17 protein-coding genes and 1 pseudogene are annotated in these 18,248 nt (G+C 59.2%); 12 read left to right on the plus strand and 6 right to left on the minus strand.

Annotated features, from left to right (window positions below; translation table 11 throughout):
• Positions 1–33 precede the first annotated feature (33 nt).
• Together MUN79_RS21035 and MUN79_RS21040 are read left to right on the plus strand one after the other, a co-directional pair.
• The gene (locus tag MUN79_RS21035; protein ID WP_244674538.1) at positions 34–567 is read left to right on the plus strand and encodes a hypothetical protein; all 534 of its coding nucleotides are present in this window, start codon (positions 34–36) and stop codon (positions 565–567) included.
• Positions 519–1,304 (plus strand): anthranilate synthase component I family protein, encoded by a 786-nt coding sequence (locus MUN79_RS21040; RefSeq protein ID WP_244674539.1) that lies wholly within the window; start codon positions 519–521, stop codon positions 1,302–1,304. Before MUN79_RS21035 ends, MUN79_RS21040 begins: the two co-directional genes overlap by 49 nt.
• 312 nt (positions 1,305–1,616) lie before the next feature.
• Here the strand turns inward: MUN79_RS21040 and MUN79_RS21045 are convergent, their stop codons facing one another.
• Positions 1,617–2,261: a chloramphenicol acetyltransferase gene (locus tag MUN79_RS21045; protein ID WP_244674540.1), complete on the minus strand. Its 645-nt coding sequence runs from the start codon at positions 2,259–2,261 to the stop codon at positions 1,617–1,619.
• A gap of 68 nt (positions 2,262–2,329) precedes the next feature.
• Here MUN79_RS21045 and MUN79_RS21050 point away from each other — a divergent pair, with 68 nt between their 5' ends.
• From MUN79_RS21050 to groL, 8 genes and pseudogenes are all read left to right on the plus strand, one after another.
• Positions 2,330–3,025, plus strand: a complete 696-nt coding sequence (locus tag MUN79_RS21050) for an HAD family hydrolase (protein WP_244674541.1) — start codon at positions 2,330–2,332, stop codon at positions 3,023–3,025.
• 338 nt (positions 3,026–3,363) lie between these two features.
• Positions 3,364–4,806 (plus strand): tRNA (N6-isopentenyl adenosine(37)-C2)-methylthiotransferase MiaB, encoded by a 1,443-nt coding sequence (gene miaB / locus MUN79_RS21055; RefSeq protein ID WP_244678370.1) that lies wholly within the window; start codon positions 3,364–3,366, stop codon positions 4,804–4,806.
• 164 nt (positions 4,807–4,970) lie between these two features.
• Positions 4,971–6,292 (plus strand): annotated as a pseudogene (locus MUN79_RS21060) (sigma-54 interaction domain-containing protein).
• A complete protein-coding gene (locus MUN79_RS21065; RefSeq protein WP_244674542.1) occupies positions 6,273–6,809 on the plus strand; it encodes an LptE family protein in 537 nt (178 codons plus the stop codon). The pseudogene MUN79_RS21060 and the gene MUN79_RS21065 overlap by 20 nt, the downstream one beginning before the upstream one ends.
• Before the next feature lie 151 nt (positions 6,810–6,960).
• The gene (locus tag MUN79_RS21070; RefSeq protein WP_244674543.1) at positions 6,961–8,529 is read left to right on the plus strand and encodes a DUF8458 domain-containing protein; all 1,569 of its coding nucleotides are present in this window, start codon (positions 6,961–6,963) and stop codon (positions 8,527–8,529) included.
• Positions 8,530–8,931 (plus strand): preprotein translocase subunit SecG, encoded by a 402-nt coding sequence (gene secG, locus MUN79_RS21075; protein WP_244674544.1) that lies wholly within the window; start codon positions 8,530–8,532, stop codon positions 8,929–8,931.
• 300 nt (positions 8,932–9,231) lie between these two features.
• Positions 9,232–9,522, plus strand: a complete 291-nt coding sequence (groES, locus tag MUN79_RS21080; protein ID WP_100336272.1) for a co-chaperone GroES — start codon at positions 9,232–9,234, stop codon at positions 9,520–9,522.
• A 42-nt stretch (positions 9,523–9,564) separates the two neighbouring features.
• Complete coding sequence (gene groL / locus MUN79_RS21085; RefSeq protein WP_244674545.1) at positions 9,565–11,202, plus strand: chaperonin GroEL; 1,638 nt, start codon at positions 9,565–9,567, stop codon at positions 11,200–11,202.
• A 256-nt stretch (positions 11,203–11,458) separates the two neighbouring features.
• Here the strand turns inward: groL and MUN79_RS21090 are convergent, their stop codons facing one another.
• Together MUN79_RS21090 and MUN79_RS21095 are read right to left on the minus strand one after the other, a co-directional pair.
• Positions 11,459–12,319: a peptide MFS transporter gene (locus MUN79_RS21090; RefSeq protein WP_244674546.1), complete on the minus strand. Its 861-nt coding sequence runs from the start codon at positions 12,317–12,319 to the stop codon at positions 11,459–11,461.
• Positions 12,295–12,882 (minus strand): oligopeptide:H+ symporter, encoded by a 588-nt coding sequence (locus tag MUN79_RS21095; protein WP_262922912.1) that lies wholly within the window; start codon positions 12,880–12,882, stop codon positions 12,295–12,297. The genes MUN79_RS21090 and MUN79_RS21095 overlap by 25 nt, the downstream gene beginning before the upstream one ends.
• Before the next feature lie 262 nt (positions 12,883–13,144).
• Between MUN79_RS21095 and pckA the strand changes: the two genes are divergently transcribed.
• Positions 13,145–14,767, plus strand: a complete 1,623-nt coding sequence (pckA, locus tag MUN79_RS21100; protein ID WP_375378267.1) for a phosphoenolpyruvate carboxykinase (ATP) — start codon at positions 13,145–13,147, stop codon at positions 14,765–14,767.
• 85 nt (positions 14,768–14,852) lie between these two features.
• Here the strand turns inward: pckA and MUN79_RS21105 are convergent, their stop codons facing one another.
• A complete protein-coding gene (locus tag MUN79_RS21105; protein WP_244674548.1) occupies positions 14,853–15,227 on the minus strand; it encodes an SDR family oxidoreductase in 375 nt (124 codons plus the stop codon).
• A 26-nt stretch (positions 15,228–15,253) separates the two neighbouring features.
• A complete protein-coding gene (locus MUN79_RS21110; RefSeq protein ID WP_244674549.1) occupies positions 15,254–15,916 on the minus strand; it encodes an SDR family oxidoreductase in 663 nt (220 codons plus the stop codon).
• Positions 15,917–16,059: 143 nt separating this feature from the next.
• On the opposite strand from MUN79_RS21110, the gene MUN79_RS21115 reads away from it, so the two are divergent.
• The gene (locus MUN79_RS21115) at positions 16,060–16,764 is read left to right on the plus strand and encodes a 16S rRNA (uracil(1498)-N(3))-methyltransferase (RefSeq protein WP_244674550.1); all 705 of its coding nucleotides are present in this window, start codon (positions 16,060–16,062) and stop codon (positions 16,762–16,764) included.
• A 38-nt stretch (positions 16,765–16,802) separates the two neighbouring features.
• Here MUN79_RS21115 and MUN79_RS21120 read toward each other — a convergent pair whose 3' ends face one another.
• Positions 16,803–18,236, minus strand: a complete 1,434-nt coding sequence (locus MUN79_RS21120) for an RtcB family protein (RefSeq protein WP_244674551.1) — start codon at positions 18,234–18,236, stop codon at positions 16,803–16,805.
• Positions 18,237–18,248: the final 12 nt, after the last annotated feature.

Below are 18,248 nucleotides of genomic sequence, written 5' to 3' on the forward strand. Positions count from 1 at the left end.
TTTTTCCTTCCGGCTTTCTTCCTCTTCGCTCCCGTGGCTGTTTTCGTTTCTTATGGCTCCTTACCCGCGCCGGCCGAGTTTCGGGCCAGGGCCCTGCACTGGGCGGCGCAGTTTGCGTACTGCGCCTACTACGAGCCCAACGACCTGGAGTATCCGCAGGGAGCCTTCGAACGACTATTAGCCGTAGCCAACGGGCCGCAGACTGCCCCGGCCAGTCTGCCGGAGCTGGAGAAATGGCTAACTCAGCCCGCCCCGGGCCCGCGCTGCGGCTTTATAACCTACGACGTCAAAAACGAGGTGGAAGCCTTGCACAGCCACCATTTCGACGGCCTGCAGTGGCCCAGCCTGCACTTTTTCTCACCTGAAACCTGGCTATGCTGGGGCCCAGACGGCGTAGAAATCAAGGGGAAAACAGCAGGAGTGCTGGAGGCCATTCTTACAACTAAAGTCCCGGCTGAGGCGCCTGTTCAGGTAGCTGCAATGCGCCCCGCCTGCCCAAAGCCGAGTATCTGGCGGCCGTGGAGGCTATTCGGGAAGACATTCTTAACGGGGAAGTCTACGAGCTGAACCTTTGTCAGGAGTTCTACGCCGAAACAGTGGCCCTGGAGCCTGTGGGTACCTTTCTGCGCCTGCTGGAGGCCTCGCCCACCCCGTTTGCCGGCTTCTACAAGTGGCACGACCGGTACCTGCTTTGCGCCTCGCCCGAGCGTTTTCTGCAGAAAAAAGGCCCGCAGCTGATTTCCCAGCCCATCAAGGGCACCATCCGGCGGGGCGCTACGCCCGGGGAAGACGAGCGGCAGCGCCAACTGCTGCTGCACGACGAGAAAGAGCGGGCCGAAAACCTGATGATTGTGGATTTGGTGCGCAACGACCTGGCCCGCGTGGCCCAGACCGGCTCGGTGCAGGTACCCGAGCTGTTTGGCCTCTACTCCTTCCGGCACGTCTGGCAGATGATTTCCACCGTGCAGGCCCAGGCTCGGCCCGACCTGGGGCTGGTTGACATGCTGCGGGCCACTTTCCCGATGGGCTCCATGACGGGCGCGCCCAAAATACGAGCCATGGAGCTTATTGAGCACTATGAGCGCACCAAACGGGGCCTCTACAGCGGCAGCCTGGGCTACGTCACCCCCGCTGGCGACTTCGATTTCAACGTCGTCATCCGCAGCCTGCAGTACCGCGCCGGCACGGGCTACCTCAGCTTCCAGGTCGGCTCGGCCATTACCTATGACTCCGACCCGGGCGCGAGTACGATGAGTGTTTGCTCAAGGCCCAGGCCATACTCCAAGTGCTGGGGGCTACGGTGAGTTAGTGAAATGGTGAGTTTGCCGTTCCATCCGCACCAATGGCACTTGTTCTACTCGGGAGGGTCTTTTGGTATTCATGCAGCTTCCCCGAGTACTCGGGAGGCATTTTTGTAGTGCGTGAAGCCCTTCCCGAGTAGGCGGGAAGGGCTTTCGTACTTCCTGTAGCCCCTCTCGTTTACTCGGGAGGCACTTTTGGAGATGTTGCGGCCCCTCACTTCTACTCGCGGGGCGTTTCTGTATTTACAAAAATGCTCCGCGAGTAGAAGCGGCAGCTTACAGTCGCTAGCGCCGCCAGAACATCAACTCACCAGTTCACGATTTCACCATCTCACCTGTAAGCCGTCGCTCAAATGCCTGCAGGAACTGGCCCACGTGGTAGCCGTCGGCCAGGGCGTGGTGCACGTTCACGGCCACGTTCATATAGGTGCGGCCGTTTTCCTCGTAGAGCTGGCTAAAGGAAATCTTGGGGCAGCTGTCGGGGTGCGAGAAGCTGCGGGCGTGGGTCAGGCCGGTGAAGCGCACCCAGGGAATGGCCGAGCAGTGCAGCACGTCGACGCGGGCGGTGGTGTTGCTCAAACGCAGGCCGAAGCTGTTCTGCACGGCTTCCATTTCGGCCGTGGCCGCCGCCACAAAGCCGCTGAGCTCGTCGTGCTGCTCAATAAAGGAAAAGGCAAAGGTGCGGTCGGCGCGGCCCAGGGTAGCCGAGGCGTGCACCCGCTCATACTGATACACCTGCCCGTCTTCGATGCGGGTGCGCAGCTCGGGCACCTCGTTGGCGGCCTGCACGGCGTGGTAGAGGTAATACAGGAAAAACGAGACGCCCCGGCGTTTGGCTTCGGCCTGGGCCCCGGTGCATTCCACGGGGGCCACCAATCCAAAAAACGGCTCTTCGAAGGCCGAGAAAAAGGCAAAATGCTCCCGTCGGTTCCAGGTGGCTAAGTCAATCAGCTGTTTCATGGGCGGCAAGTTCGGTAACTTTACGGCCTCCGCTGGCTTTTTCGGCGGTTTTCCTTTGCTTTGCCGCCATGGACGCTCCCTACCTGATTGCCTTCGACGCCGACGACACGCTCTGGTCCAACCAGCCCCATTTCGACCAGGTCGAGGCCCGGCTCCTCGAAATCCTGGCTTCCTTTGGCGACGCCGCCCGCATCACGGAGGAGCTCAACCGGGTGCAGCGCCAGAACATGAAGCTCTTCGGCTACGGGGCCAAGTCCTTTATGCTCTCCATGATTGAAACCGCCATCCAGCTCACCGACAGCAAGGTGACGGGCGTCGAAATCCAGCAGATTCTGGACATGGGCAAGGACCTCTTGCGCTACCCCATCGAGCCCCTGCCGGGCGTGGTGGAGGTGCTCACCGAGCTGCGCCGCCGCGGCCACCGCCTGATGGTGCTTACCAAGGGCGACCTGTTTGACCAGGAAAGCAAGCTGGCCCGCTCCGGCCTGGGCGACTTTTTCGACTACGTAGAAATTGTCAGCGAAAAGGACGAGGCCACCTACCAGCGCCTGCTGGCCCGCTACAACGCCCTGCCCGGGGAGTTTTTCATGATTGGCAACTCCCTCAAGTCCGACATCCTGCCCGTGGCCCAGCTCGGCTTCCGGGCCGTGCACGTCCCCTTCCACGCCACCTGGGTGTTCGAGCACGTCGACCCCGAGAAGCTGCAGGGCCTGGAGTTTCACGCCGTCACGGATTTGCGCCAGGTGCTGGATTTGGTGAACTAGTGAGTTGGTGAAATGGTGAGTTAATGTTCAACGACACGCGTCATTGCGAGACGGAGCCGAAGCAATCCGTCCTCTACTCGTGACAAACGACCTTTTACCAGAAAGCCCTTTCCCGTAGCAAACAGGAAAGGGCTTTTCACTTAAGGTCGCTCCGCACATTTCAGAGGACGGATTGCTTCGGCTCCGCCTCTCAATGACACGAATATGCCTTTCGCGCCAGCCGAACGACAACTCACTACCTCACAATTTCACCATTTCACCACTTCCGAAGCTCTGCCATTCTGTCATTTTGGGGCAAAAACCGTTACCTTTGCCCTCCTTCTGTGTTTACGATATCTATGTCCCAGCCCCTGCTCACCCTCGACTTTCTGGATACGCCCGCCGCACCCGCTGCCGCCGACCACCAACCGGCTCAGGATGTGCGCGTCAGCCCGGCCACCCGTACCGGCCGGCAGCGCAAGCTCTATATCGAGAGCTACGGTTGCCAGATGAACTTCTCCGACTCCGAAATCGTCTCCTCCATCCTCTTTGAGGAAGGCTTTGATACCACCGAGCAGCTCGCCGACGCCGATTTGGTGCTGCTCAACACCTGCTCCATCCGCGAAAAGGCCGAGCAAACCGTGCGCATGCGCCTCTCGCAGATCAACAGCCACAAAAAGCGCAACCCGGGCCTGCTCGTGGGCGTGCTGGGCTGCATGGCCGAGCGCCTGAAAAGCAAGTTCCTGGAAGAAGAAAAGCTCGTTGACCTCGTCGTGGGCCCCGATGCCTACCGTGACCTGCCCAACCTGATCCGCGAAGTTGACGGCGGACAGAAGGCGGTGAACGTGCTGCTCTCCCGCGACGAGACCTACGCCGACATCACGCCCGTGCGCCTCAACTCCAACGGCATCACGGCCTTTGTGAGCATTATGCGGGGCTGCGACAATATGTGCTCCTTCTGCGTGGTGCCCTTCACCCGGGGTCGGGAGCGGAGCCGCGACGCGCACAGCATCGTGCAGGAGTGCCGCGACCTGGTGGCCCAGGGCTACAAGGAAGTAACCCTGCTGGGCCAGAACGTGGACTCCTACAAGTGGACTTCCGAAGACGGCCAGGAGTTCGTCAACTTTGCCCAGCTGCTGGAGCGCGTGGCCCTGATCAGCCCCGAGTTGCGGGTGCGCTTCTCGACTTCCCACCCCAAGGACATCACCGACGAGGTACTCTACACCATGGGCAAGTACGAGAATATCTGCAAGTACATCCATTTGCCCGCCCAAAGCGGTAACTCGCGGGTGCTTAAGCTCATGAACCGCACCTACGACCGGCCTTGGTACGAGGAGCGGGTACAGGCCATCCGCCGCATCCTGGGCGACGACTGCGCCATCAGCACCGACATGATTTCGGGTTTCTGCTCCGAAACCGAGGAAGAGCACCTAGAAACCCTGAGCCTGATCGACTTCGTGCAGTACGACATGGGCTACAACTTCTTCTACTCCGAGCGCCCCGGCACGCTGGCCGCCCGCAAGCTGGCCGACGACGTGCCGCTGGAGGTGAAGAAGCGCCGCCTGCAGGAAGTCATCGACCGGCAGCAGCTCCACGCCCGGGCCCGCTACGCCCGCATGGTGGGCCGGGTGCACCGCGTGCTGGTCGAAGGCCGCTCCAAACGGTCGGAAGAGCAGCTCAGCGGCCGCAACAGCCAGAACCAGGTGGTCATCTTCCCCAAAGGCACCGCCCAGAAAGGCGACTACGTGAACGTACTGGTTACCAGCACCACCGGCGCGGCTCTATTGGGCGAGATTGTCTAAGTATCTGTCATCCTGAGCAAAGCGAAGGACCTTATAGCAGTAGAACAACTTGTTCTAACCTAATAAGGTCCTTCGCTCTGCTCAGGATGACAACTGTTTTACTGGGCGACCCAAAGTAAAACCCGCAGCTTTCCGTCCTCCTACCGAAAACCCAACCTCCGACCTTGACACCTTCCGAAATACAATCCATCAAACAACGCTTCGGCATCATCGGTAACGCGCCGGCCCTGAACTACGCCATTCAGGTGGCGGCTCAGGTGGCGCCCACCGATATGACGGTGCTCATCACCGGAGAAAGCGGCTCGGGTAAGGAATCCTTTTCCAAGATTATCCACGCCCTCTCGCCGCGCAAGCACGGGCAGTTTATTGCCATCAACTGCGGGCCATTCCCGAGGGCACCATTGACTCCGAGCTGTTTGGCCACGAGAAAGGCTCGTTTACCGGCGCCCAGGAAGCCCGCAAAGGCTATTTCGAAGTCACCAACGGCGGCACCATCTTCCTCGACGAAATTGGAGAAATGCCCCTGGGTACCCAGGCCCGCCTGTTGCGCGTGCTCGAAAACGGGGAGTTTATCCGCGTGGGCTCCAGCAAAGTACAGAAGACCGACGTGCGCGTGGTGGCTGCTACCAACGTGAACCTGCTCGACGCCGTGCGCGAAGGCAAGTTCCGCGAAGACCTCTATTACCGCCTCAACACCGTCCCCATTACGGTTCCACCCCTGCGTGAACGGGGCGACGATATTTACTTACTGTTCAGAAAGTTTGCTACGGATTTTGCCGAGCGCTACCGCGTTAAGCCCATTGCCCTGAGCTCCGACGCGGTGGTAGAACTGCAGCGCTTCAGCTTCCCCGGCAACATTCGCCAGCTCAAGAACGTGGCCGAGCAGATGTCGGTGCTCGAAACTGAGCGGGACGTGGACGGCACTCGCCTGCGCCAGTACCTGCCCGCCGAGCAAAGCAGCCGCCTGCCCATGCTGCTGAGCGCCTCCGGCGCCGGAGCTGAAGCCAGCAGCTACTCCGAGCGGGATCTGCTCTACAAGGTGCTCTTTGACATGCGCCGCGACATGACGGACCTGAAAAAGATGGTGCTAGATATGGCCGCCGGACAGCGCCCGGCCGAAACCCAGGAACTGCTGCGCCAGAACAGCCACCTGTTCAACAACCTGAACGTGGCCCCGGTGTACGAAAACAACCGCCTGACCCGTTCTGCTCCCACCGAGGGCGGCGCCACGGAGTACTTCATCACCCCGCGGCCCGAAATATCGGTGGAAGATGCGGCTACTTACGAGGAGGAACCGCAGCGCGTGGAAGACATTCCGCACGAAACCGAGGAGGAAACCCTTTCCCTGGAGGCCAAGGAAAAGGAGATGATCATGAAGGCCCTCAAAAAGCACCACAACAAGCGCAAGTACGCGGCCCACGACCTGGGAATTTCCGAGCGGACACTATACCGGAAGCTAAAACAATATGACCTGGAACAACTGTAAATATCTGGCAACCTGGCTGGTAGTTCTATCCTTCCTCCCCTGGCTGTCGGGCTGTGGCGTGTACTCCTTTGCCGGCACCAACATTGACCCTGCCGTCAAGACGTTTTCCGTCCAGACCTTTCAGAACACGGCCAATAACGCTCCGTCCTACATTTCCCAGCGCTTTACGGAGGACTTCAAGGATTTTTACCAGCGCAACACCACTCTTAAGCTGGTACCGCGCGACGGGGACCTGCAGTTCGAAGGCCAGATTATTGCCTTTGACTTCGCTCCGGCCACGATTCAGAACACCAATGGGGTTACCCAGGCTGCCGAAAACCGCCTCACCATTCAGGTACGGGTCCGGTTTACGAATACCAAGGACCCAAAACAGGATTTTGAGCAAACCTTCCAGAGTTATGCCCCCTTCGGTGCCAACGAGGACCTGACCAGCATCAACAATAACCCGAATGCCATCCGCGTCCCGGTTACCAACATTATTACCGATACTTTTAATAAGTCGGTAGCCAACTGGTAAGGCCCGTTTTCGGTCAATTTGCCGCCGGCGTGGGTTTCCTGCGTAAATTGATGCACTTTTGCCGCCCCGTATCCGGCCGGGCTTCCTGGCTCCGGTCTGCCGGAAGCCATTGGTTCTGGCTTTGGCGGACCGGCTTTTAACTTCCTTTTCTATGACCCGCGCGTCACTGTTGCACATTCTGGACCACGTAGGCACCATTTCGGAGGCCGAAATTCGGGAGCTTGAGCAACTGGCCGCCGCTTTCCCCTACTGCCAAACGGCCCACGTGCTACTGGCCAAGGCCGCGCACGACCAAGGCAGCATGCTGGCCAGTCAGCGCCTGCGACGGGCGGCCACTTACGCCACCGACCGGCAGTTGCTCCGCCACCTTATTGAGCAGCCAGCCGCCGTACTGACCAGTGCTCAACCCGAAGCACTAATGCCCTTGGCGGATCCTCCGACAGCGGAATTCCACGTCGCAGAAACCGCTTCGGTAGAAGAAGTGGCGTCGGCGCCGGTAGTTGAGCCGGCAGAACAAGTGCTGGTTGAAGCGGGGTTGGCCGTGGAGAATACTTCCCCGGAAACTGCCTCTGAGGATTCTGAGCTAGCCCGCACCCCAGAAGCAGTGCCCGTTACCGAGAACCCCGACACTGGCGTACTGGATTCTGAAGCAGATGGGCCCGAGCTAGTAGAGGCTAATTCCGTACTTCTGGAGGAGCCTACCAGTACTACTAACTTGTCATCAGATGAGGCTCCTGCTGGCGGTGCCGAGGATGAGTTTCCGCTACCCACTGAGGAAGTACAGGCGGAGCCGGAAACGGCCCTGACCAACGAGGAAGCAGCTGCCGTCGCGACGCTTGACGCTGAAACCGTGGCGCCAGTAGCGGAATTGGTCGTAGCTGACGAGTCCCTTGAGCCCGAGCTGTCCGTAGAGCCTGCCAGTGACCAAGAGCAGGCACGGGGTGAGTTACCGGCCGATATGGTAGTCGAAACTGCTGGAGAGCCAGCAGATGAGCCTGATGTTCTGCTTGAGGCGAACCCGGCATTGCCTTCATCTGACCAGGAGGTTATCCAGGATGAGAAGTTGCCCCATGAGATATTGGAGCAGGCTGCCATCAGCCCTGATGATGACATATTACCTGCTGTAGCACCGCCGATTCGCCCGCCGATAGAAGTTGGAACCTCCCGCTTCGAGTTTGGCCTGGGAATACCGGAGCCCGCCGAGCAGATTCTCTATGAGTTGCCGGTCCTGGAGGAAGAAGAGCCGGTAGCCGCGGCGGAAATGGCGGCCGGATTCCGTGGGGATGACCACCTGGGCTATGCCCTGAGTGGCGGCAGCCGCTTGGGGTTCTGCCTGCAGCTGGCCGACGAGCTAAGCTGGGCCCTGCCCACTACCGAGTTCTTCGAGCCCGACGCGCTGCTGCAGGAGCAAACCCCTCAATACTTGCCACCGCCGCCCCCCGCTCCCTCTCCCTTCGACCTGATCAACAAGTTTCTGCGCAACCAGCCCCGGCTCCGCACGCCGGCAGCCCTGCCCGCCTCGGCCGAGGAGCAGGCCGATTTATCGGTGCGCAGTACCCAGGTTGTGCCGGATATCGCCTCGGAAAGCCTGGCAAAAATCATGGTCCGGCAAGGCAAAATTGAGAAGGCAATTGAAATATATGAACGGCTGATGATGCGCCAGCCGGAAAAAAAGGCGTATTTTGCCGAACAAATCCAACAACTGAAATCCACCGAGTAAATGTATTACGCTCTCATTGGCCTGATTCTGTTCGTATGCTTGCTGCTGGCGCTGGTAGTGCTGGCCCAAAACCCCAAAGGTGGTGGACTCTCGAGCCAGTTTGGCTCGGGCGGTGCAGCCAACCTGATGGGCGTAAAGCGGACCGGTGATTTGCTGGAGCGCCTGACCTGGGGCTTCGCTATTGGCCTGATGATTCTGACCCTGGGCACCCACGTTCTGAATGGTACTTCGCAGGCTGCCGGCCCAATCCGCAGCGTCAACCAGCAGAGAGCCCTCGAAACCAAACTGCCTACGGGTGCTCCTGCTACCCCAGCACCGGCCGCTCCTGGCGCCGCCACGGCTCCCGGCGCAACTGCCCCGGCTGCTACCCCCGCCCAGCCCGCCGCTACTCCGGCTCAGTAGGCGTCAATCCTTACTTGCTCTTTAAAGCCGCTGCTCCTTCCTTGGGGCAGCGGCTTTTGTTTGGGCCAGCTGGCCACTGCATAGGTAGAGCTTGACTCGCCGCAGCACGCCTCGCAGACCCGGCCAAGGCTCTGCCGTTTTCTGCCGTTTCCCTGACACCTGGGCACGCCACAGTGAAAACCTGACTGCGAATAGGGCTAAAACGTGTTCATTCTGTCAGGTTTGCGGAGGCTGGCACAAGAAGTGTTGCCTGCGGGCTCAGGTTCATTTCAACCAACCCTTTCAACCAAAACGAACAATATGTCACTAAGCATGAAACCGCTGGCTGACCGCGTCATCATTGCACCGGCTGCTGCTGAGGAGAAAACCAAATCGGGCATCATCATCCCCGATACAGCAAAAGAGAAGCCCCAGCGTGGCGAAGTAGTGGCTGTAGGCGAAGGCAAAGTGGCCGACAGCGGTACCGTAATTCAGCCCCAGGTAAAGGTGGGCGACCAGGTACTGTACGGCAAGTACGCCGGCACGGAAATCACCGTGGATGGCCAGGACTACCTGATCATGCGCGAGTCGGACATTTTCGCTGTCCTGTAAACCACCCTTTCCTTTCCGAAATCATCCTCTCTGTTAAATACGATGGCTAAGAACATCCAATTCGATACCGACGGTCGCGACAAACTGAAGCGCGGCGTAGACAAACTGGCGAATGCCGTGAAAGTAACCCTGGGCCCGAAAGGCCGCAACGTGGTTATCGACAAGAAATTCGGCGCGCCCACTATTACGAAAGACGGTGTAACCGTTGCTAAAGAAATTGAGCTGAGCGACCCAATCGAGAACATGGGTGCTCAACTGGTAAAAGAAGTAGCCTCCAAGACTGCCGACCAGGCTGGTGACGGTACTACGACTGCTACCGTACTGGCTCAGGCTATCTACGCGGCTGGCTCGAAGAACGTAGCCGCCGGTGCTAACCCTATGGACCTGAAGCGTGGTATCGACAAGGCCGTGAAGGCCGTAGTTGAAAACCTGAAGCAGCAGTCCAAGAAAATTGAGAACTCCTCGGAAATTGCCCAGGTAGGCGCTATTTCGGCCAACAACGACATGGAAATCGGCCAGATGATTGCCGATGCCATGGACAAAGTGGGCAAGGAAGGCGTTATCACCGTGGAAGAAGCCCGCGGCACTGAAACCGAAGTAAAGACGGTGGAAGGCATGCAGTTCGACCGTGGTTACCTCTCCCCCTACTTCGTGACCAACCCGGAGAAAATGGAGGCTGAGTTCGACAACCCTTACGTGCTGATCTACGACAAGAAGGTAAGCACCATGAAGGAGCTGCTGCCCGTACTCGAGCAGGTTGTTCAAACTGGCAAGCCCCTGGTTATCATCTCGGAAGACGTGGACGGCGAAGCCCTGGCTACCCTGGTAGTAAACAAGCTGCGCGGCTCGCTGAAAATTGCTGCTGTAAAAGCTCCTGGCTTCGGCGACCGTCGCAAGGCGATGCTGGAAGACATTGCCGTGCTGACTGGCGGTACCGTTATTTCGGAAGAGCGTGGCTACAAGCTCGACAGCGCTACGCTGGAGTACCTGGGCCAGGCCGAGAAAATCATCATCGACAAAGACAACACGACGATTGTCAACGGTCGTGGTGAGAAAGAAACCATCACGGGTCGCATCAACGAAATCAAAGCGCAGATCGGCACGACCACGTCGGATTACGACAAGGAGAAGCTACAGGAGCGCCTGGCCAAACTGTCGGGTGGTGTTGCTATCCTCTACATCGGTGCTTCTACGGAAGTTGAGATGAAGGAGAAGAAAGACCGCGTTGACGACGCCCTGCACGCTACCCGCGCTGCCGTAGAAGAAGGTGTGGTTCCCGGCGGCGGTGTCGCCCTGGTGCGCGCCCTGGACTCGCTGGAAGGCGTTGATACCATCAACGGCGACGAGCGGACCGGTGTAAACATCATCCGTACGGCCATCGAGGCTCCCCTGCGTACCATCGTAGCCAACGCCGGTGGCGAAGGCTCGGTAGTAGTGCAGAAAGTGCGTGAAGGCTCGGGCGACTACGGCTACAACGCCCGCGAAGACCGCTACGAGAACCTGATGGCTGCTGGTATCCTCGACCCAACCAAGGTTACGCGTCTGGCTCTGGAGAACGCCGCTTCGATTGCTGGCCTGCTCCTGACCACCGAGTGCGTGATTTCGGACGAGCCAGAGGATGACAAAGGCGGTGCTGGTGGTGGCAACCCCGGCATGGGCGGCATGGGCGGCATGATGTAATCAAGCCTCTCAGCTTGCTTAGCTGACTATGAAAAGCCCCGCTGGACCATGTCCGGCGGGGCTTTTTTGTTGACTTAGACTCTCGCTAAGCAGATCAAACGGCTGTGGTATTCTGGGCGAAACAAGGTAACACCTAAGCGCAATGAGCTACCAACATGGGTTGTATCTACAGCAGTAAGCAAGTACTTGCCACAAGAAAAGCCCCGCCGGCTGAAGTCGACGAGGCTTTTCGATAAGAATGCTTGGCTAAGGGCTACTAGCCGCGGCCGTGCATCATGTGGAACAGCTTTTTGGCAATGGCAATCAGAATCAGGCCGGCCAGGATAACAAATCCGGCAATCAGGCCAAACACTTTCAGGGCGCCGAGTTCTTCCACGTAAGCGGCAATGTAGCCACCGGCAATCTGAGCCACGAAAGGCGCCAGAAACCACACGCCCATCAGCATAGAAGTGAGAGCGGCCGGCGACAGGCGCGACACCATGGAAAGGCCCACCGGCGAGAGGCACAGTTCGCCAATCGTGTGGAAGAAATAGGTCGCGAGCAACCACCAGATGCTGGCTTTGACAGCCTGATCGGCCACGTCGCCGCCGCGCTCCATTACGGCGCCAACCATGAACAGGAAGCCTACCCCGAGCAGAACCATGCCCAGACCCATCTTCACGGGAATGCTCAGATCTTTGCCCCGACGGCCCAGGTATACCCACAACGCCGCAACCGGCGCGCCCAGCAAGACAATAAAGCCGGCATTTACCGACTGGAACCACGAAGTCGGAATCAGGAATCCGCCAACCTCCCGGTCGATAAACTTATCGGTGTAGAGCGTGAGTGAAGAACCAGCCTGCTCGAAACCAGCCCAGAAGAATACCACGAACAGGGTAATAATGAAGATTACGGCCATACGGTCGGTTTCTTCCTTCGTTAGCGGCGCTTTTACCACTGTTTTGTCTTCGTTGCGGCCCTCGGGATACATCCCAACGTCGCCCAGAAAACGCTTACCCAGCAGGTTGAAGGCCAACTGGCCCAGCAGCATACCGATACCGGCGGCCAGGAAGCCGTAGCGGAAACCGTAGCTGGCTACCTGCTCGGCCCCATTTACCAGGGTTTTAGTAGCAAACAAATCCTCGGCAAAATAACCGCATACCAGGGGGCCAGGAAGGCGCCCGTGTTGATGCCCATGTAGAAAATGGTAAAGGCTGCATCCCGACGTGGGTCGCCTTGCTCATAGAGCTTGCCTACAATAGTCGAGATGTTGGGCTTAAAGAAGCCGTTGCCCAGGATCAGAAGCAACAACCCCAGTAAGGTAGGCCAGGGCAAGCCGAAGAGCGCGCCTTCCGTCGAAAGCGTGGGCTGCATGAACAGAAAAAACTGTCCTAGCGCCATCGTAAGACCTCCAATGAGAATAGCCCGCCGTTGACCAATGTATTTATCGGCCAGCCAGCCGCCAATGATGGGCGTCAGATAAACGAAGCCGGTGAAGTAGCCATAAATGAGGGAGGCACTGGCCGCATCAATACCCAGACCGCCTTCCATAGCCGTCTTGGATAGATAGAGCATAAGCAGGCCTCGCATACCGTAGTAGCTGAACCGTTCCCACATTTCTGTAAAGAACAATAGATAGAGCCCCGGAGGATGCCCTTGTTGCGTACTAGGCTGCTCCCGCACAGCGGAGGTCGTTTGCATGAAAAGGAAATGAAGTGGTGGAAAGAGAAAAAGCTGCCTGCGGCAAACCTAAGGCAGGTTTGTAAAGCTACAAAAGTTTCCTAACCCTGGACAGTTCCCCGCATTTGCCAGGATTTGCTCACGGACTGAAACTTAATCAGCGAAAATTCGCTATAATTCCTGAAAAACTAACAGGCGTAAGCCCCTGTATCAATTTTTTGTCTACTTTTGTCCTGCAATTCCCCCATCTCCCACCCAATTTTTTCCCGCTCCCGGCCCCATGATGGACACTGCCGCTACTACCTCTCTCCGCAATCGTTTGCAGCCACTCGGGTTCTCCCAAACCGGTGAAGTGCACCTCAATCTGACGCCTGCTGAGCTCGTTGAGCACGCGCTTCGCCGTGGCGAAGGCACGCTCACCGACACAGGCGCGCTGATGGCCGACACCGGTAAATTTACCGGCCGCTCGCCCAAGGACCGCTTTGTCGTACAAGATGCCAACACGGCCGAATCCGTGTGGTGGGGCGACATCAACATTCCCTTCGACGCTGACAAGTTTGATCAGCTCCACACCAAAATGGTGACCTACCTGGCCGATAAGGAGCTGTACGTGCGGGAAGCCTACGCCGGCGCCAACCCCGACTACCAGCTGAAGCTTCGCGTAGTAAATGAACTGGCTTGGCATAACCTGTTTTGCTACAACATGTTCCTGCGCCCCGCAGAGGGAGCCGACACGTCGTGGCTGCCCGACTTTACTATCATCTGCGCCCCCGGCTTTGAGGCCGACCCCGCCGTAGATGGTACACGTCAGGCCAACTTCGCCATCCTGAACTTCACCAAGAAGATGATTCTGATTGGTGGCACGGGCTACGCCGGCGAGATGAAGAAGGGCATCTTTGGAGTGCTGAACTACCTGCTGCCCCACGAGCACAACACCCTGAGCATGCACTGCTCGGCCAACGTGGGTGAGGACGGCGATACGGCCGTATTCTTCGGCCTGTCGGGCACGGGCAAAACCACGCTGTCGGCTGACCCCAACCGCGGCCTGATTGGGGACGACGAGCACGGCTGGACGCCCAACGCCGGCATCTTCAACTTTGAAGGCGGCTGCTACGCCAAGGTTATCGACCTGAGCCGCGAAAAGGAGCCGCAGATCTGGGATGCCATCAAGTTCGGCTCCATCGTAGAGAATACGCGCTTTATTCCCGGTACCCACACGGTAGACTACGCCAACAAGTCGGTGACGGAAAATACCCGCACGGCTTACCCCATCAGCTATATCGACAATGCCATCGAGCCGTCGGTAGCCGATGCTCCCAAGAACATTTTCTTCCTGACGGCCGATGCCTTCGGGGTGCTGCCTCCCATCAGCAAGCTGGATAAGTCGCACGCCATGTACCACTTCATGAGTGGCTACACGGCCAAGGTGGCTGGCACCGAAATGGGCATTACGGAGCCCCAGACGACATTCTCGGCTTGCTTTGGTGCTGTGTTCCTGCCCCTGCACCCCACCAAGTACGCCGAAATGCTGGGTCAGAAAATGGATGAAAACCCCGACGTGAACGTGTGGCTGATCAACACGGGCTGGACCGGTGGCTCCTACGGTGTAGGCTCGCGCATGAAGCTGGGCTACACCCGCGCCATGATTACGGCCGCCCTGAATGGGGACCTGAACGACGTGACGTTCACCAAGCACCCCATCTTCGGCGTGGAAGTACCTGCGGCCGTGTCCGGCGTGCCTTCCGACATTCTGGACCCGCGCAACACCTGGGCCGATAAGGAGGCTTACGACAAAACCGCCGCGGCCCTGGCCGATAAGTTTGTGAACAATTTCCAGAAGTACGCTGACTTCGCCAACGAGGAAATCCTGGCTGGCGCGCCGAAAGTAGCTGAGGTAGCTGCTTAGGCTGACCACGAATTAGCTGAAAAACAAAAAGCCCTGCTGGCAGCTGCCAGCAGGGCTTTTTGTTGGGCGTTTAGTGCCTGAGGTGTTATTCAATCCACTGGGCGCTGTGTGACTCCGACTCCTGCGCAGGCGCAGTGCTGTTCCCGTTACGCGACTTGCGCACCAGGGCAGCTACCCCCAGGCCCACAGCTCCGGCCACGGCGGCTGTCACCAGCGGGTGCAGCGTAGCGGTAGTGTAGTAGCTACTCTCCCGGGTGTGACCGGGGTAGTTGCCGCGCTCCTCGAGGCGGCCGGCAGCGTGGTCGAGGCCGTTCTGGTTGCGGGGGCGCGGGGCGTAGTCGGCTTTTTCCTGCTTGGCAAACACGTTTTCCATGAACTTGTCGAGCAGGCGGGGCGCGAAGGTGGCCATGCTGGTAATCATTTTTCCGCCGCCACCCACGGTAATTTCGCGCTCCGGCACTTCGCAGCAGTGCAGAATGGCGCGGGCTACGGTTTCGGGGCGTAGGCAGGCGGCGCGTGCTGGGCTTCGCGCTCCATGTAGTTTTTGGCGTGCAGCGGATACGGCGTGTCGATGGCGGCGGGCTTGATGAGGGTCACGACTACCGGGGCTTCGTCCATTTCCAGCTCCATGCGCAGGCCGTCGGTGAAGCCTTTCACGGCGTGCTTGCTGGCCGAGTAAATGGTTTGCAGAATGGCCGTGCTTTCCGACAGAATGCTGCCAATATTAATGATGGTACCGCCGCGCTGCTTGAGGTGCTTCACCGCTTCCAGGGAGCCATAAATCAGCCCCCAGACGTTGGTATCAAACAGCTTACGCATGTCTTCCACCGGAATATCCTCCAGTTTCCCGTAGATGGATACCCCGGCATCGTTGATCCAGGTGTCGAAGCCGCCGAACTTGGTCTGGGCGGCCTGGGCCACGCGGCGCACGTCTTCCTGGTTGCTCACGTCGGCCACCACATAAGTAGCCTGGCCACCTTGGTCGTTGATTTCTACGCAAAGCTGGCGCAGGGCCTCTTCGCTGCGGGCGGCCAGCACCAGCTTGGCACCTTTTTCGGCCGCCATACGGGCCGTAACCAGGCCGATGCCGGAAGAGGCGCCGGTAATGACGATTGTTTGGTCAGATAGTTTTTTTGGTTTGTGCTTCATAGCGTAGGATTGTTCAGGTTGGACAGCCTTGTTCTACGCCCGGCAGCGGGGTTTGATACAAAAAAGATTGTGGCCGGGCAGAGGCTCACCGGTCGACAGGCCCTGGCTGCGCTTCCCACGTCTGGAAATGATACTTTTGCTTCATGCCCCACACCTTCTATGCTCCCGACCTCAACGGCCCGACCTACACCCTGCCCGAAGATGAAAGCAAGCACGCCGTGCGGGTATTGCGCCTTGGCCCCGGCGACGCTGTCGTTCTGGTCGACGGCCGGGGCGGCGTATACCAGGCCGAGGTAGCTGATGCCAACCCCAAACGCTGCCAGCTGCGCGTCACCCAGACCGAGCAAATGGAGCGTCGCGCCTATTTCGTGCACGTGGCCGTGGCTCCCACCAAAAACCTGGACCGGATGGAGTGGCTGGTGGAAAAGGCCGTGGAAATTGGCGTCGACCGGATTACGTTTCTGCGCGGCAGCCGCTCCGAGCGGCGGGAGCTGAAGCTGGAACGCCTGGAAAAAATTGCCGTCAGCGCCCTGAAACAGTCGGGCCAGGCCTGGCTGCCCCAGCTGGATGAGCTGACCGACTTTGCCGCTTTTATCCCGACCGTAGAGCCCACCACCACATTTATTGCCCACCTGGAAGAAGGTGAGCGGACGGCTCTATCCCACGTAGCGGCCCAGGGCCCCGGCTGCTGCGTGCTCATCGGCCCCGAGGGCGACTTTACGCCCCAGGAAATCGAGCTGGCCCTGGGCCGCGGCATCCGACCCGTCACGCTGGGTGCCTCCCGCCTGCGCACCGAAACGGCCGCTCTGGCAGCGGTGCATACCGTACACGTGGTGCGGGAGCTGTAGGCAGCCCAGACTCTTATCAGCAGCCCTATTCCCTGCTTCTACTCCTCCGACAGTGCCGAGCCGTCGGTCTGGGTATCGTCGGCGGCCAGGCGGGCGGCTTCCTTGGCCAGCTTCTTTTTGCGCCAGGGCGCATCCTGCTCCCAGTCGCCGGCCATGATGCAGCCGTAGGGCCGGATTTCGTCCACGATGGTAGCCAGGTTGAAATCGGTAATCTGCCGCTGCACTTCCCGGGCATCCTTGTAGGCGCTGGGTAGCTCGGAAATGTCAATCTGGTTGAAGAAAAACCGGGCGTCGATGCCCTGGGTTTCGGCGGCAAACAGCTCTTCCTTGGTTTGCCCGATCTTGCTGTACTTATGGCGCGTGCGGCTCAAGTTCCGCCCGGCCCCGTGGGGTGCAAACCCGAGGTTATTGCCCGTGGTGGTGCCTTCTACAATCAGGATAGGCTGAGCCATGTTGAGCGGAATGATGCGCGGACCGGTAATGTCGGGCATGAACTTCGAATCGAGCGGGGTGGCCCCTTTGGCGTGGTAGTACAGGTCCCCGTCGCGAAACACAAAGTTGTGCTCGTTCCAAAACCGCTGTTGTACCGTCGCGCCCAGCTGAGTGCCAATGGCCTCGTGCAGGCACAGGTGGTTTTGCTTGGTCCACTTCCGGATGGTTTGCAGGGCCGCCCAGTACTGCTGCCCCTCCTCCGACTCGCTGGGAATCCAGGCGTTATGCGGGTCGGTGGCGGGCGAAATGGCCTGGCGAAATCGTTCGGCCACCTTCATGCCCTGGGTATAAAGCGCCGCACCGGGGCCGCGGGAACCGTGGTGGGTTACGAGCACCGTGTCGCCGGTATTGCGCGAGATACCCACATAGAGAAAGTGGTTGCCGTCGCCCTGGGTGCCCAGGTGCTCGTGGGCAAACTTGAGGCTGCGTGCCGAGTTCAGAAACGGGTTGGCAAGGAATTCGGCTTCAATGTCGGCGGGCAGGGCAAACTGCTGGTCGTCGGGGCGGCCGCCGGGACCGAAGTGGGTAATCTGCTGGGCCGCATCCAGCACGGTTTTCGGGTCGACATGGCCCAGGTTGGTCAGCATTACCGAGCAGCAGATATCGGCGCTGTGCATGCCGGGGTGAATGGCGTTGCGGGCCACGACGATGCCGCCCACCGGAATGGTGCCCAGGGGTCCAGCCGGGCAGGCGTCGGGCATGATGGCGCCGGCTACCACCGTGGGCGTGCGCATGAGTAGCTGCATCGACTGCCGCACGTAGTCGATGTTGTCCTGCTCCACGGCCGAGTCGGCGCTGATATTTTCGTGAAACGGCACGGACTGGGCCAGTAGCGGAATTTCCGGGGCGGGCTTCACCGTATCGAGGTAGGCCTGCAGCGCGTCGCCTTCCAGGCCGTGCGTGTTGATATGCTCCAGGGCTTCTTTAAACCACTTGCCGGGCTTCAGGCCCAGGTTCAATAAGTCTTTACCGGTAATCATGCAGTAGGTGAA

Source organism: Hymenobacter cellulosilyticus (genome assembly GCF_022919215.1).
GTDB classification, from domain to species: domain Bacteria; phylum Bacteroidota; class Bacteroidia; order Cytophagales; family Hymenobacteraceae; genus Hymenobacter; species Hymenobacter cellulosilyticus.

Bases quoted from the DNA above. Each gene is read 5' to 3' on its own strand.
- MUN79_RS21045 (WP_244674540.1), bottom strand. From the start codon at position 2,261: ATGAAACAGCTGATTGACTTAGCCACCTGGAACCGACGGGAGCATTTT.
- MUN79_RS21050 (WP_244674541.1), top strand. From the start codon at position 2,330: ATGGACGCTCCCTACCTGATTGCCTTCGACGCCGACGACACGCTCTGG.
- miaB (WP_244678370.1), top strand. From the start codon at position 3,364: ATGTCCCAGCCCCTGCTCACCCTCGACTTTCTGGATACGCCCGCCGCA.
- MUN79_RS21065 (WP_244674542.1), top strand. From the start codon at position 6,273: ATGACCTGGAACAACTGTAAATATCTGGCAACCTGGCTGGTAGTTCTA.
- MUN79_RS21070 (WP_244674543.1), top strand. From the start codon at position 6,961: ATGACCCGCGCGTCACTGTTGCACATTCTGGACCACGTAGGCACCATT.
- secG (WP_244674544.1), top strand. From the start codon at position 8,530: ATGTATTACGCTCTCATTGGCCTGATTCTGTTCGTATGCTTGCTGCTG.
- groES (WP_100336272.1), top strand. From the start codon at position 9,232: ATGTCACTAAGCATGAAACCGCTGGCTGACCGCGTCATCATTGCACCG.
- groL (WP_244674545.1), top strand. From the start codon at position 9,565: ATGGCTAAGAACATCCAATTCGATACCGACGGTCGCGACAAACTGAAG.
- MUN79_RS21095 (WP_262922912.1), bottom strand. From the start codon at position 12,882: ATGCAAACGACCTCCGCTGTGCGGGAGCAGCCTAGTACGCAACAAGGG.
- pckA (WP_375378267.1), top strand. From the start codon at position 13,145: ATGGACACTGCCGCTACTACCTCTCTCCGCAATCGTTTGCAGCCACTC.
- MUN79_RS21110 (WP_244674549.1), bottom strand. From the start codon at position 15,916: ATGAAGCACAAACCAAAAAAACTATCTGACCAAACAATCGTCATTACC.
- MUN79_RS21115 (WP_244674550.1), top strand. From the start codon at position 16,060: ATGCCCCACACCTTCTATGCTCCCGACCTCAACGGCCCGACCTACACC.
- MUN79_RS21120 (WP_244674551.1), bottom strand. From the start codon at position 18,236: ATGATTACCGGTAAAGACTTATTGAACCTGGGCCTGAAGCCCGGCAAG.